The 13,672-nt window shown below is 71.9% G+C and carries 10 protein-coding genes; 7 read left to right on the top strand and 3 right to left on the bottom strand.

The window, feature by feature from the left end:
* Positions 1–66 precede the first annotated feature (66 nt).
* From FRAAL_RS00485 to FRAAL_RS00475, 3 genes are all read left to right on the top strand, one after another.
* Positions 67–1,293: a mechanosensitive ion channel family protein gene (locus FRAAL_RS00485; protein WP_157891936.1), complete on the top strand. Its 1,227-nt coding sequence runs from the start codon at positions 67–69 to the stop codon at positions 1,291–1,293.
* A gap of 303 nt (positions 1,294–1,596) precedes the next feature.
* A complete protein-coding gene (locus FRAAL_RS00480) occupies positions 1,597–1,926 on the top strand; it encodes a hypothetical protein (RefSeq protein WP_231861441.1) in 330 nt (109 codons plus the stop codon).
* Positions 1,927–1,953: 27 nt separating this feature from the next.
* Positions 1,954–3,099: a CE1 family esterase gene (locus FRAAL_RS00475; protein WP_041938612.1), complete on the top strand. Its 1,146-nt coding sequence runs from the start codon at positions 1,954–1,956 to the stop codon at positions 3,097–3,099.
* Positions 3,100–3,112: 13 nt separating this feature from the next.
* Here FRAAL_RS00475 and FRAAL_RS32280 read toward each other — a convergent pair whose 3' ends face one another.
* The gene (locus FRAAL_RS32280; protein ID WP_231861440.1) at positions 3,113–3,892 is read right to left on the bottom strand and encodes an LpqN/LpqT family lipoprotein; all 780 of its coding nucleotides are present in this window, start codon (positions 3,890–3,892) and stop codon (positions 3,113–3,115) included.
* Positions 3,893–5,331: 1,439 nt separating this feature from the next.
* On the opposite strand from FRAAL_RS32280, the gene mscL reads away from it, so the two are divergent.
* From mscL to FRAAL_RS00445, 3 genes are all read left to right on the top strand, one after another.
* Positions 5,332–5,727: a large conductance mechanosensitive channel protein MscL gene (gene mscL, locus FRAAL_RS00460; RefSeq protein WP_011601362.1), complete on the top strand. Its 396-nt coding sequence runs from the start codon at positions 5,332–5,334 to the stop codon at positions 5,725–5,727.
* A 107-nt stretch (positions 5,728–5,834) separates the two neighbouring features.
* Positions 5,835–7,589, top strand: a complete 1,755-nt coding sequence (locus FRAAL_RS30085) for a S1C family serine protease (RefSeq protein WP_050996951.1) — start codon at positions 5,835–5,837, stop codon at positions 7,587–7,589.
* 480 nt (positions 7,590–8,069) lie between these two features.
* Positions 8,070–9,527: a hypothetical protein gene (locus FRAAL_RS00445; protein ID WP_011601360.1), complete on the top strand. Its 1,458-nt coding sequence runs from the start codon at positions 8,070–8,072 to the stop codon at positions 9,525–9,527.
* A gap of 10 nt (positions 9,528–9,537) precedes the next feature.
* On the opposite strand, the gene FRAAL_RS00440 is transcribed toward FRAAL_RS00445, so the two are convergent.
* Together FRAAL_RS00440 and FRAAL_RS00435 are read right to left on the bottom strand one after the other, a co-directional pair.
* A complete protein-coding gene (locus FRAAL_RS00440; protein ID WP_083866966.1) occupies positions 9,538–11,223 on the bottom strand; it encodes a copper resistance CopC/CopD family protein in 1,686 nt (561 codons plus the stop codon).
* 28 nt (positions 11,224–11,251) lie between these two features.
* Positions 11,252–11,908 (bottom strand): YcnI family copper-binding membrane protein, encoded by a 657-nt coding sequence (locus FRAAL_RS00435; protein WP_011601358.1) that lies wholly within the window; start codon positions 11,906–11,908, stop codon positions 11,252–11,254.
* 956 nt (positions 11,909–12,864) lie between these two features.
* Here FRAAL_RS00435 and FRAAL_RS00430 point away from each other — a divergent pair.
* Positions 12,865–13,509, top strand: a complete 645-nt coding sequence (locus tag FRAAL_RS00430; protein ID WP_011601356.1) for a response regulator — start codon at positions 12,865–12,867, stop codon at positions 13,507–13,509.
* Positions 13,510–13,672 lie beyond the last annotated feature (163 nt).

Below are 13,672 nucleotides of genomic sequence, written 5' to 3'. Positions count from 1 at the left end.
CCCGGAGGACCCGCCGATCTATAGCTGTGCGTCATCGAAAAACTACTGTGAGTGTACAATCGGCCGGTGCAGGAGACCGTCGCCATCGCGTGGGATCGCGGCTTCTCGGACGCCTGGTCCCGCATCGCGGAAACCGGGCCGAAGATCGGGGTCTTCCTCGCGATCTGCCTGCTCGGCGGCCTGCTGGTCCGGGCCGGGGCACGGCTGCTGACCGCCCTGGCGGCCCGGCTGGAATTCGACGGGGTCCTCGACCGGTGCGGCCTGCCGGCCCTGCTGCGTCGGCCGGCCGCGGACGTTCGCGCGGGCGCGGTGCGGGTGCTCACCGGCCTCGGCCTGCTCGCGGTGCTGCGCGTCGCCGTGGGGGTCTTCGGCCCGAGCGCCGCCGAGGACACCGTCACCGAGCTGCTCGCGCTGCTGCTGCACACCATGCTCGCCACCGTGATCATCGCGATTGGGGTCAGCCTCGCCCGCCTCGCTCGGACCTTCGTGCGCGAGGCGCTGCGGGAACTCAGCTACGCACGCGCGGCCGGCAACACGGTGGCCGCCGTCCTCGTGATCGCGTTCGGCAAGGCCGGGCTCGACGAGGTGGGCCTCGCGACCTCGGTCACGACCCCCGTGCTCTGGGCCGTCCTCGCCGCCCTGACCGGGGTGATCGTGGTCGGCGTCGGCGGGGGCCTCGTCCGTCCCATGCAGCTTCGCTGGGAGGAGATCCTCGAACATGCCGAGGACACCGCCGCCCAGGCTCGGCTGACCTGGCGCGCACGCCACCCCGACCCCGATGGCGCCGACCTGGACCCCAGCACCGCCAGCTCCAGCACCGCCAGCCCCAGCGTCGCGAGCCCCGGCACCGGCGACCCCGACACAGCCGATCCCAGCTCGACCGACCCCAACGCCCGCACCGCCGGCCCCGGTGCCGCCGACCCTGGCAGTACCGACCGCGTCGGCCCAGACCTGACCGACGCCGATGCCGATGCCGATGCCCCCGGGCCGGGAGGCGGCGGACCGAAAGGCGGCGAGCCGGGAGGCGGCGGACCGAGGCCCGGGGAGCTGTCCAACGACCCGGACGTGCCGGTCGAACCCGATCCGGCCGCCGGCCCGGTGGCGCCGTCGATCCCGGCCCCGGCCTCAGGAGCGGCCGCCGCCACCGCGCCCCGCCCGTCGATCCCACCGCCGGGCGAACAGGTGCCCTTCGACCCCGCCGGGCCCGACCGGACCTCGGCCTCCGCCTCGCCGCCACGGTCGAACGCCCCGTCGCGGCCCGCCGACCGGCCCCGAGCGGAGGGACCCCCGTAGCCTGTGGCACGCTCCCGCCTCTACCGTCACGCAGGGACCAGTGGATGTGCGTTAGGCGAACTACGGCGCGTTCGGCCCCTGGGTGGGGCACTCTGGGAGAGGACGGGATGTCAGCGCCGGTCGCGGACCTGAACCCCCCATTCCGCCCGGACCCGGACACCTGATCTCGACACCTGACCCGGACACCTGACCCAGCCAGGAGACCCGCCGATCGATCTCCCCACGACCGATCTTCGCGGCAGGAACCTCATCAACGTCACGAGTGGCGAGCGGAGGGACATCTCGGTGGAGGAGCTTTCGGACATGGAGCGTTCCCGACTGCTCCTCGGCTGGCTGGCGGCGCGGCGCGCGGTGGACAACTGTCTGTCGGACCTGCTCGCCGCCGGTCCCGCGGGAGAACGTCGGGTGCGCGAGTCGCTGGCGCTCGTCGACGACCTGGAGAGTCGCGCCCAGGAGGCGTTCGACCGCTATCGCACCGCCGCGGAGAACACCCCGGCTCCCCCGCCGCGCCCCACCGGCCGGTGGTCACCTCCGGCCGCGGCGGAGCGCCCCCGCCTCAATGTGGTCCGCGCCCCGGAGGGCGACCTCGCTCGTAGTAGTTCCAACACGAAGAGTAATCACCGGCACCGGTGACGCCCAGCCCGCGTGCGGCGGGTCAGAATGGCCACCGTGCCGGCCGTTCGTCGCCGCCGCGTCACCGCGGTCTGGCTCCTCACCTTCCTGCTCCCCGTGCTACTGGTCGTAACTGGCTGTAGCGGGTTGAGCGGGACCCGCCGCGGCGGTGTGGTCCCCGGGGCCACTCCGAGCGCGACGCCGACCACCGGGCCGGACGCGTTCGAACGGTCCGGCCGCGGCACGCCGATCCGCATCACACTGCCGCCACCCGGCACCCCCCGGCCCTACCCGCTGATAGTGGCGCTGCACAGCCTGCACTACGACGGCACCGACCCCAAGGCTCACTGGGATCTCGACGGCCTCGCCCGGACCGCGGGCCTCGCCGTCGTCTACCCGGACGGCATCGGCAAGGCCTGGAACGCCGGGACCTGCTGCGACACCGCAAAGATCAACAATACGGACGACGTCGGCTGGCTGCGTGCCCTGATCGCCCACCTGAGTGAGAACTATCCGATCGACCGCACGCGGGTCAGCCTGATCGGCCTGTCCAACGGCGGGATGCTCGCCTACCGGTACGCCTGCGAGCACGGCGACGAGCTCGCCGGCATCGCCGTGGTGGCGGCGAGCCGGCAGGTGGCGCAGTGCCAGCCGGCGGCTCCGCTGACCGTCGTCGTCGTGCACGGCGGAGCAGACGGTCACGTCCCCTACCTCGGCTCGCAGTGGTCACCGGTGTTGCTGACGGCGATCACGCCGGTCGAGGAGAGCATGGCGCCGTTCCGCGCGGTGGACCAGTGCCCGCTGCCCAGCCAGCCCGGCGACACGATCCTCACCGACTCCACCGGGGTGCCCTGGCACGCCCCGGAATCGCCCCTCGCCCTGTCCGCCGGGCAGCAGCCCGGGGTGGCCACCGGCTCGCCCGCGGCGCCGACACCGCCCGCCGGGGCGCCAACACCGCTGCCCGACGGTCTGGCCGCCACCGCCGGTCCCCCGGCCGTGCCGACGACGACGGGGCCGGTGGCCGTCCGCCGCGAAACCCGGTGCGCGTCCTCGGCCCGGGTCGTCCAGTACCTGTTGCCCTCGATGGCTCACGGCTGGCCGCCTGCCACCGGACCGAACTCCTTCGCCACGACCGGGGTGATCTGGAACCTGCTGGCGCCGGCCCGGTCGGCCCACCCCGGGCCCCGGATGTGACGGCGGACGCCGGTCAGGCCACCGGGGAGAACGACGCCCGCAAGGCACCCATCAGCGTGTTCAGCGTGGCGGCCGCGCTGGTCGAGACCCTCGCGATGAGCACGTAGACGGCGCCGTCCGCGGCGACCGTCCGCATCAGGTAGGACACCCGCTGGCCCTCGCGGTCGTAGGAACCGGCCAGCTCCTGGGTCGGTTGGCCGCTGGTGTCCGTCGTCGGGCCGGACCGCTCCTTCGTCAGCCCCGAGACGGCGTCGAACTCGCCCGCCTGGACGCGCGTGAGCGCCGCCGTCGGGTCGGTGCCGGCGATCCGGGCGACCCCGATCATCTGCGGGCCGTAGTCCGAGACGGTGCCGGGCTCACCGTAGAAGATCCCGGTGTTGTCGCGACGCTGCTTCCACACCGGCGGGTGGGAGAAGGTCGCCTTCTGCAGCGGGTCCGTGTAGGGGGCCCAGTCCGCCGGCACGGCGATCTGCCCCGCGGCCGGTGGGCCGCCGGTGCTCGCCGCGGCGGACGCACCCGGCCCGGTCGCCGCCGGTCCGCTGGCGGCGGCGGAGGCTGACGGAGATGGCGCCAGGGGCGCGTCCGTGGCGGTGCGGCCGCTGGGGCGCACCTTCTCCCACACGACGCCGGCACCGACCCCCACCCCGAGCGCGACCGCCAGCACCACCAGCGCGACGCCGAGGCGGTGCAGGAAGGACATGGAGTCGCCACCGCCACCGTCGCGGCGATCGTCGAGTTCGTCGGCCTCGTCGAGGTCGTTGACGTCGTCGGCCTCGGGGAAGTCGCGCTCCATCGCCGCCGTGCGGGGACCACCCGAGCGGCGCTGCCCGGCCGTCCGATCGCCACCAGCACGATGCGGCCCCGTGCGGTTCCTGATCATGGTGGGCGGCGAGTCCGGCCGCTCGAGGTCCCGACCGGCGGTGGGGCCGGCGGCGCCGGCTCGTCCTGGGCCGCCAGAGCGCTGCGACCGGGACGGTCGTGCCGCGCCCGCGGGCCGGTCGGAGCGTCCAGGATCGGTGTGGTCGCCGAAGCCCGGCGCCGGCCGGCGGGAGCCCGTCCGGTCGAGGCGGGTGTCCTCGACGCCCTCGGGTGCCGCGAAGCGTGCCCGCGCGTCGGCGCCGCCGGGCCTGCCCCCGGTCCCGGGTCGACCCGCGCGCCTACCAGCCTCAGGCGGCGAAGCGCCGGGGGCTGAGGCGCGGTGCGCTGAGGCGTCGCGAGCTGAGGCGTCGCGGCCTGAGGCGTCGCGGCCTGAGGCATCGTGGGTCGGGCCGCCGTCGGGCCCGAACCCCGGCGGGATCGTCCGATCCCGCCGGCCGGCGTGTTTCGAGCGACCGGGCCGCCCGGCCGATTCCACGTCGGTGGCCGGATCGTCCGCTCCGGGCGTGGGGACCGGCCGCGCCCGCACGACCGCGTGTCGGCCCGTCGTCCCGGTGGAGGTACCCGACCGCGCCGTCGGGCCCCCGGGCTCGCCCGCCACGCGCCGGCCGCCGACCGGTGGGACGAGCGCCCTGCGCATGGAGGTTCCGGCGCCGGCCGAGCCCGGGCCGTCGGCGCGGCCCTGCGGACGGCGGCCTCGAACGTTCGGATCCTCTCGCGCGCCGTCCACGGGCCCGAGTTCGCCGCCAGCGCCCCCGGGGAGGTAGGAACCGGTCGGCGGACCGCCCAGGTCGTAGGAGCCGGTGCTCGTCCCGTAGCCGGCGACCGACGGCTGATGACCATAACCGCCGGAGGTGGGCGGACCGCCATGGCCACCGCCGCCGGGCGGGCCCCCGTAACCACCGGGAGCGGGCCGATCGCCGTAGCCGTCGGAAACAGGCGGGCCGCCATGGCCACCGGCGGCGGGCCGACTGCCATAGCCGCCGGTGGCGGGCGCACCACCGTGATCACCGCGGGGAGGGTGCCCGCCATATCCCGCGGCCGTGGTCGGGCGAGGTGCTGGCTCGGCCGGGGGATAGGGCCCACGCGGCGGGAGGTCTTCCCCGGGCCGACGGTGGGCGGGCTGGCGATCGTCGTCCCACTGGGCCCGTCGCGCACCGTCCGTCACCAGACGACCTCCGATCCCGAGCCCCCGCACGCATTCGTTCGTCCCACCGGTGTACCACGGAGTTGCCGACAGGCAGCGCGCGCCTAGTTGACAACAGGCCGCCGGGGGCATAGGGGCCGGGCCGGTTGCCACCGACCTGGGGCGATATCCTCCCAGGGCGCACCGGGCGCCCGATGGGGGGATCGTCGTTGAAGGGCTTCAAGCAGTTCCTGATGCGGGGGAACGTGGTCGACCTTGCGGTCGCCGTGGTGGTCGGTACCGCCTTCACCGCGGTCGTCACGTCCCTGGTGAAGACCATCTTCACCCCGTTGATCGCGGCGATCTTCGGCAAACCGGACTTCTCCGCCCTCACGTTCACGCTAAACGGCAGCGTGTTTCGCTACGGAGAGTTCATCAACAGTGTCATCGCCTTCCTCTCCGTGGCGGTTGTGATCTACTTCGTCGTGGTGCTCCCCCTGAAGACCATCAACGACCGGCGCGCCCGGGGCCAGATCCCGCCCGAGGAGGACCCGGTGCTGACCGATGAGGCACGTCTGCTCACCGAGATTCGTGATCTACTGGCGGAACGTCGCCCCACCTCCTGACCCGGTCGACCGGGAGGGACTCCACACCGAACCATCCTGTCGATCGCTTACCCGAACGTTGGTCGGCATTCAGGAATCGCTCAGGCTCGCAAGGGAAAGTGCCTACCATGACACCGCGTCTCCCCTTCAGCAGCGGCGCCGAGGACGCTCAGGCGGACAGCGGCCGGGAGGAGTCCGGCGCCGGGCACGACTCGCCGTCCCCCTGGGCCCCACCCGCCGATGGCGCATTCGGGTCCCGGGCAGAACAGCCCCACCCGGCCGGCCCCGTCGGCTCCGCGCCCGACCGTCCTGTGACGTCCTCGCCCCCCGGCCCGCCCGGGGCGCCCTACGGCGCTCCCGTGCCGTTCCACCCAGCCACCGGCCCCGCTCAGACGGCACCGTTCAACACGGGCGGGCTCGCGTCCGGGCCCTGGGGCCAGCCCAGCCCGGGTCCAGGGCAGGGCGGTCCAGGGCAGGGCGGTCCGGGGCAGGGCGGTCCGGGGCAGGGCGTGGTCAGGGCGAACGCCGGGCCGGGCGGGTTGAGCGGTCCGTATGGCCCGGGCACTCCGGGTGCCCCGGGGGTCGGTGGGCCGGGTGGGCAGGACGGTTCTGGCCTGCCGCCCGGCCCACCGCCGGGGGGGCAGCCGTGGGGCGGCCAGTGGGGCGCTCCCGGCGGGGGCATTCCCCCTACCACGTATGACATCCACGGCAACCAGCTCGCCACGGCGACGGCCTCCCCGCCACCCTGGCGGCGACGCCGACTGGTGGCCGCGGGGCTCGCCATCGCCCTCGTCGCCGCCGGCATCGGAGGTGGCGTCGGCGCCCTGGTCGCCGACAACGACAGTGGGAACACGGTCGTGACCAACGCCGGGCTCGAACGCAGCAGCGACAGCTCCGGCGGGACATCCCCGGCGGCCTCCGGCACCGTCGCCGCGGCGGCGCAGAAGATCCTCCCCAGTGTGGTGACGATCTCCGAGGAGTCGAGCAGCGAGGCGGGCACCGGCTCGGGGACGATCATCCGCTCGGATGGCCACATCCTGACGAACAACCACGTCGTGTCGGGGGCCTCCGACGGCGGCACGCTCACGGTGACCCTGCAGGACGGCCGCACCTTCGACGCGCAGGTCGTGGGCACGGACCCCAGTTCCGATCTCGCCATCATCAAGATCAACGCTTCGGGGCTGACCGCAGCGACCTTCGGCAACTCCGACTCGTTGAGCATCGGCGAGCTGGTGGTGGCGGTCGGCAGCCCGCTCGGCCTGAACGGCACGGTGACCTCCGGCATCGTCAGCGCCGTGCACCGTCCGGTCCGCACCGGCGACTCGACCGTGCAGGACCAGCAGAACACCGTCCTCGACGCGATCCAGACCGACGCGCCGATCAACCCGGGTAACTCCGGCGGCCCACTGGTCAACAGTCGCGGTGAGATCATCGGGGTGAACAGCGCGATCGCGACCGTCGGGGGCGGCGGAGGCAGCCCCTTCGGTGGTAGCCAGCAGTCCGGCAACATCGGCGTCGGATTCGCGATCCCCGGCAACTACGCCGAATCGGTGGCCACTCAGCTCATCACCACCGGGCGCGCGCAACATCCCTACCTGGGCGTCACCGCGTCGACCGCAGCGGAGAACACCCGGTCGACGGCGTCCAGCGGAACCGGTGCGCAGATCCGGTCGATGGTCTCCGGCGGCCCCGCGGCAGGCGCCGGTCTGCGCACCGGCGATGTGATCACCAAGGTCGGCAACCGAGCCGTCAGCGACGTCGACTCTCTGATCGCGGCGGTGCGCTCGCACGCCATCGGGGACGAGGTCGAGGTGACGTACACCCGCAACGGCCAGACCGGCACCGTGAAGACCCGGCTCGCCCAGCAGCCACCGACCTCCTGATCACAGCCGTGATCACAACCGTGATCACAACTCTGGTCGCGGCTCTGGTCGCGGCCCGTGGAACGCCCTGATCGTCGCCGTCATGCCGCTTCGGAGCCGACATACCGATCACGCAGTAATCGTGGGGCAATCCGGCGGACGGTCGCGAATGGCCGAGCCGGCGTGGAAGGTCCCCGCTGGGTCCAATCGGTTGTGGAATTCGAGGCAAGGCCGCCGGCGGACTATTCGTCCGCACGTCTTTCTGACTAGTCCGCCGGCGGGACATGGCAACCTCGGCCGCGCGTCGACACCCAAAATAGTAACTACAGGTAGGCAAAAGCTATCAAAGCGCTACCGGCGTGCGGGTCAAGTGATTCGGGCTGTCGAATCGACGACAACAAAATCCGCACAACGTTCACCCGTTAGGGAGGCCCGCCTCCTAGCATTGGCTCCGTCATGCGTTCCGGGCTCGCGGTTAGTCGACCGGGGAGAAGCTAAAGTATGGACGACGACGCGGACCTGGCGGCCCGTGTCCGACGCGGTGATCGGCAGGCGTTCGACGACCTCTACGATCTCTACGCGGACGATGTCTTCTCCATGTGTCTGCTGATCCTGGGTGATCCCACGGTGGCCCGGGCGGCCGCCGGTACGGCGTTCGCCCTGGTCGCCCGCACCCGCCTCAACCCGCTGAGCGACCCGGCCCGGCTGCGATCCTGGCTGTTGGAACTCGCCCGCGGCAGCGCCCTGGCCTGGTCGGGGTCTCCGCAGGCCCGCAGCATCCCCGTGCCCCACGGTGTGCCGCCAGAGGAACTCCTGGTCGGCTCCGTGGTGCCGGCGCCCGCCAGCCTGCGGGTGGGTCTCGCCCGTACCTTCGACCGCGCCGCCGCCGTCGCGGAGGCTGCCGCCGCCAGCCGCCGAGTCGCCCCACCCGCCGCCCCCGCGCCCCGAGAGATCAACCTCGTCAAGACGCCGACCGGGCCCGCGGCCGCCCCCGCCGCGGACGCCGCCGAGACGTTGATCGCCCCCGCCACCGCGCGCGCGTTGCCGCTGATGCGGATGGACGCCGAGGTCGAACCCACCGCCGCCGCTGCGGCACCCGGCCGGGGGACCGTGGACTGGCGCAGCCGGCCGGCGATGGCCGCCGCGGCAGCGGTCGTCGTCGCCGTGGTCGGTCTCACCGCGGCGATGAACTGGCCGTCGTCCGATCCCCGCCTGATGTCGGAGAACGGTGTCGCGGTGGTGAGTCCGCCACCATCCCTCGACGTGGTTCGCCCCGCCACCGCGCCCGCCGCGCCCAGCGGAGGCACCGCGGTCGCCCCCACCGTCGTCCCGACGGTGGCCGGCGCCTTCACCAGCCGCGCCGCGGCGCCAAGGGAAGTGCGGCCACGCCTCGTGGAGCCGATCGCTCGAGACGTGCACAGGTCCGAGCCAACTGCCACGCCAAGCACCAACCGCCCCCACGCGACCTCGGCGGCGCCCTCGACCACGGCGCCGCGCACCACTCCGCCGAAGCTCCCGACCAGCACCGCGGCGTCCACGACGGCTGCGCCCCCGGTGACCCCCGGGAGCTCCGGGAGCTCCGGGAGCTCTGCATCGACCACCCCGCCGAAGGCACGGGCGCCACAGCCGACAGCCACCATCCCGCCATCGGTGAGCGTGCCACCAGGCAGTGCCACGGCACCCCCCTCGACGCCGCCGGGCGGAAAAGCCCCGTCCGCGCCGGCCGACCCGTCCAGCTCCAGCCCGCAACAACGGTCCGCTCGGCCGTCGGCGGGCAAGAGCACCGGCAGTACTGGAGGCACCCGCAGTACCGAGGGCACCGGCGGTAGCGGCGGTACCACCAGTCCTGGCGGTACCGCCGCTACCGAAAGCACCAGCAGCCCGACCGGCGCCGGCCCGTCGGAGTCCGACGACCGCATCGTCGGCCCCGTCACCGCGCCGGTACCGGTCTCCGTCTAACCGACTTCTGTCAGCGGACGGTGTAGAACAGCGTCGTCACGTACTGATCGAAGTCGTTGATCCGCAGGGTCAGCCGGAGCTGCCACTTACCCGCCAGAGGTGCCTGGACCCGGTCACTGCGTGCGTGCCCCTGCTCAGCCAGGTCGAGCGGCACCTCGAACGGCCCAAGATCCGCGGTCGGCAGGGACAGCGCCGCGCTCGCCTGAACCAGCTTCTGCGGCTTGCCGCTCGGCGCCCACGTGTACACGTCGAGCGACTCGGCTCCGATCCTGGTCGGGGCGACCCGCACCTTCACCGTCATCGGGCCGGCAAACGCCGTGCCGGTGAACGGCGGTGCATAGCTGGTACGCGCCGGAACCATGTTCACGAGGGTCGCGGTGAGCCCCAGTACCACCGCCCCGACGACCAGCTCCGAAGCGACACCACGCCGCAACCCGGTCAACGCGGCGACGCTGGGTGGAGTCCAAGTCCCAGTTCCCGTCCCCGTCCCACCCGAACCAGAGCGGGCATCGGCACGAACACCTGCATAGTGGCGGCGCACCCATCGCTGCGCGAGAGCGCCGAGAGCGATCATGCCGAGGACAAACCACACCTTGTAAAGCAGCAATCGCCCGTAGCCCGTGTCAATAACCGCCCGGAGCGTTCCGATCTCCCGCCAGCTCTGGAACAGGCCACTGATCACGATCACGGCGACGGCCACGGCTGCCACCCGCGACCAACGCGGAAGCACCTCCGCCAGCTCCACCGCTGCCGCCCGGCGGACCAGGAAGAACGCGATGACGACCAGCCCGCCGATCCACACGGACATGCCGAGCACATGCACCGTCAGGCTGGCCGTCGCGAGCCACACCAGATCCCCCGCGCTGCCGTGGCCGATCGCCGCCAGGGTCACCGCCACCACGAGCCCGAGAGCCGCCAGCTCGCAGGTGCGCCACACGTCCAGCGAGCCGACACGGAACATCCGGCGCAGCAGCGGAACCGCAAGGCAGAGCGCCAGCAGTCGGATCAGCAACAGGTGGCCGAACCGCTCCTCCAGGGTCGTCGACAGCACCGACCACCGGCCAAGCCCGCTCAGCCCGAGTCCGGCGGCGTACGGCCCCTGGAGGAGTAGCTGCCCCAGCCCCGCGAGCGCCGACAGTCCCCATGCCCCCGCCACGAGTGGGCCTGCACCGCCCGTCCGCAGCCCCTGCGGCCACAGCATCAGCAGAAAGAAGCAGGCCCCCAGCAGAACGCCGGTTCCGGCGTAACCAGCGAACCGCGCGACACCGAACAGGAATCCGACCGCCCGCGAACCGGAGGTGTCCGCCTCCGCACTGGCAGCCCCGGCCTCCGGCGGTCCGCCCACGCCGAAGGCGAAGGCACCGGAGATCGGGTGACTGTCCGCAGAGATGACCCGCCAGCTGGCCACATAGGTGCCCCTGGGCAGATTGGGTCGCAGCGCGACCATCGCCTGGGAGGCTTTCTGCCCCGAGCGCGCCTGTCCGTCGTCGACCCGGGCACCGGCCGAATCAAGCACGCGAATGGAATCCCGTGAGACTCGAACCGACTCGCTGTAGCTGATCACAATGCGAGTTGGCGCCGCGGCGAGCGCCGCGCCGTCCGCCGGACTGGTACCCGTCAGCAGGGCGTGAGCAGACGCCGGCGCTACGCCGAGCCCAAGCCCGATCGAGGTGGTGACCATGGCCAGAAGGGCCATGGTCACCACCATCACTCTTCGCACGAAGCTACGCCCGCCGCCGGGCGGTCACCAGTGCAAAGGCGCCGGTCAGTAGACCGATTGCGCCCAGGACCACCCCGACTGTCCCGAGCCAGCGGGCGGTCCCGTCACTGCCATCCGACTGCGAGGACGCGGCGGCGTTCTGCGTCGACGCCGCGTCGTGGGCACCGGTGGATGAGTCCGCAGCCGCCCCGGCTGCCGTTACCGTCAGCGATGGCGCCGGCTTCTCCGGTTCGCCGGCTCCGGGCTCCGCGACATCGACCCACCGCACCACGTCCCCGTTGGAATAGGTCTGCAGCGTCTTGAACGTGAGCTGTCCGACCTTGTCCGGCAACGGACCGGCGGAGACGGTGAACGTGTCGAACTCCCCGGGCTTGATCCCCTGGCTCCCGTCCGCAGTCCAGGTGATGCGGGTGACCACCTCGCTCACCTTGCCGTCGTCGGTAGTCAGGGGCTTCGCCGGCGCCGCCTTCTCGACCTTGTAGCTCCAGCCGGCCTTGGGCTGCACCGACACCGACGCGAGCGGTGTGTCCACGGGGAACTGAACATCGATACCGGTGGTGGACGCGTTGTCCTCTTCGGTCGGCACCTTGAACGAGAGCGTGGCGTAACTCCCTGCGGACGCCGTGGACGGCTGCAGGGTGACGTGCGCGGAGGCCGGCATGGTCATGGCGAGTACGGCCGCGCCGGCAATCACGCCGAGTATGCCCGCACGCCTGAAGAGGCAAGTCATAAAAATCCTTCCGAACGGTCCCACAGCGCAGCGGGAACACAGAGAATCCGTGTCTCTCGGGCGCCGGAGTGTCGTTCGTCAGGCCATGGCAAAAAGCGGCGGTGAGCAGTCCACAGCACACCGTCCCGTCCGACCGAACTCCGGCTGTCCCGGCGGTGGACCACGTCTGCGGGCAGATGGACCGAGCGGCCGGGTGTGGGGGCGGGGAGCCCGTCGTCGGACATCGACGCGTGGTACTGGCGGAATCGAGGGCACGGCCCGATCTGCCACTGGCCGGAAGAGGCGGAACAGGACCGCGTGGGGACGGAGCCCGGATGCCGACCACAGCACACGCTCCGCGCGGCGCAGCAGCACGGCGACACACACCGCCGCCAGACCGTGCGCGAACACCATCCGCATCTCGATCGGGTAGCCGCCCGCTCGGTGGGCGTGCGGGTGCGCGAGAGCGAAGGTGATGTGGAGCAGAACCTGGGTCCCCGCGATGCCTGCCACGAGCATCGGAAGGCGTCGCTCCCGGCCGCCGAGGCCGTAGGCGATCCTGGTGAGAAGAAGAAAGGCGATGATCATCGTTGTGGCCGGCGACCGCTGGGCACCACCGGCCACGTGCGCCGCCCACGCCAGACACACAGAGGACGACGCGAAGGTGGCAGCTCGTCCAAGGCGAGCCGTCCCTCCACTCGCCGACCACCCTGTGCTCACAGGGACCAAGACTGCCATGTCGGGCCCGCTCACCGCCACACCCCCTCCCGCAGCGTCGTCAAGCCGTCAGTTGTGCTGCCGGCACCGCCGCCGACATCCGTCAACCTCGGACGGTCAACACCTGTCCACGGGTAGCGTCGGCGTACTCCGACGCCGGAACCAGGACCCCGAAGAAGGGCTGATGCATCGTGCGGGTGGTCATCGCCGAGGATTCGGTACTGCTCCGTGAAGGGTTGCGCCGCCTTCTCACCGACGCCGGTTGCGAGGTGGTCGCCACGGTCGGAGACGGGCCCGGCCTGGTCGATGCGGTGGTGACGCACCAGCCCGACGTCTCCGTCGTGGACGTCCGGATGCCTCCGTCCCACCGCGACGAAGGACTGCGAGCGGCGATCAGGGCCCGTTCCGAAGTCACCGGATCACCGATTCTCGTCCTGAGCCAGTACGTCGAAAAACAGTACGCGGCGGAGCTTCTCGCTGACGGTGCCGGTGCCGTCGGCTATCTATTGAAGGACCGCGTCGCCGATGTGCGTGAATTCGTTGACGCAGTACGTCGGGTCGCTGCAGGCGGCACCGTCATGGATCCGGAAGTGGTGGCACAGCTCCTCGTTCGAAATCGTCGCAACGACCCCATGTCCGCGTTGACACCTCGGGAACGAGAGGTCCTCACTCTGATGGCGGAAGGCCGGTCGAACACCGCAATCGCCTCCCACCTGGTCGTGAGCAGTGGCGCCGTCGAGAAACACATATCAAACGTCTTCTCGAAACTCGGACTAGAGCCGACCACGAAGGACCATCGCCGGGTCCTGGCCGTCCTCGCCTATCTGCGGAGCTGACCGGCCTGGTCGCCGACTCACCCCCCTTTCTGGATTCGAACATATGATCGATTATGCAGCACCGGCACACCTCCGTCAAGACCCGGCACCCACCAGCAGATCAGCCCACAACCGCCTGGCCGCCCAGGGCGCTGTTGTGGACGCGCCGGCGACCACAAGGCAA

Origin of the sequence: Frankia alni ACN14a, assembly GCF_000058485.1 — a bacterium.
Classification (GTDB): Bacteria; Actinomycetota; Actinomycetes; order Frankiales; family Frankiaceae; genus Frankia; species Frankia alni.
This window is presented reverse-complemented; position numbering and strand designations above follow the sequence as displayed.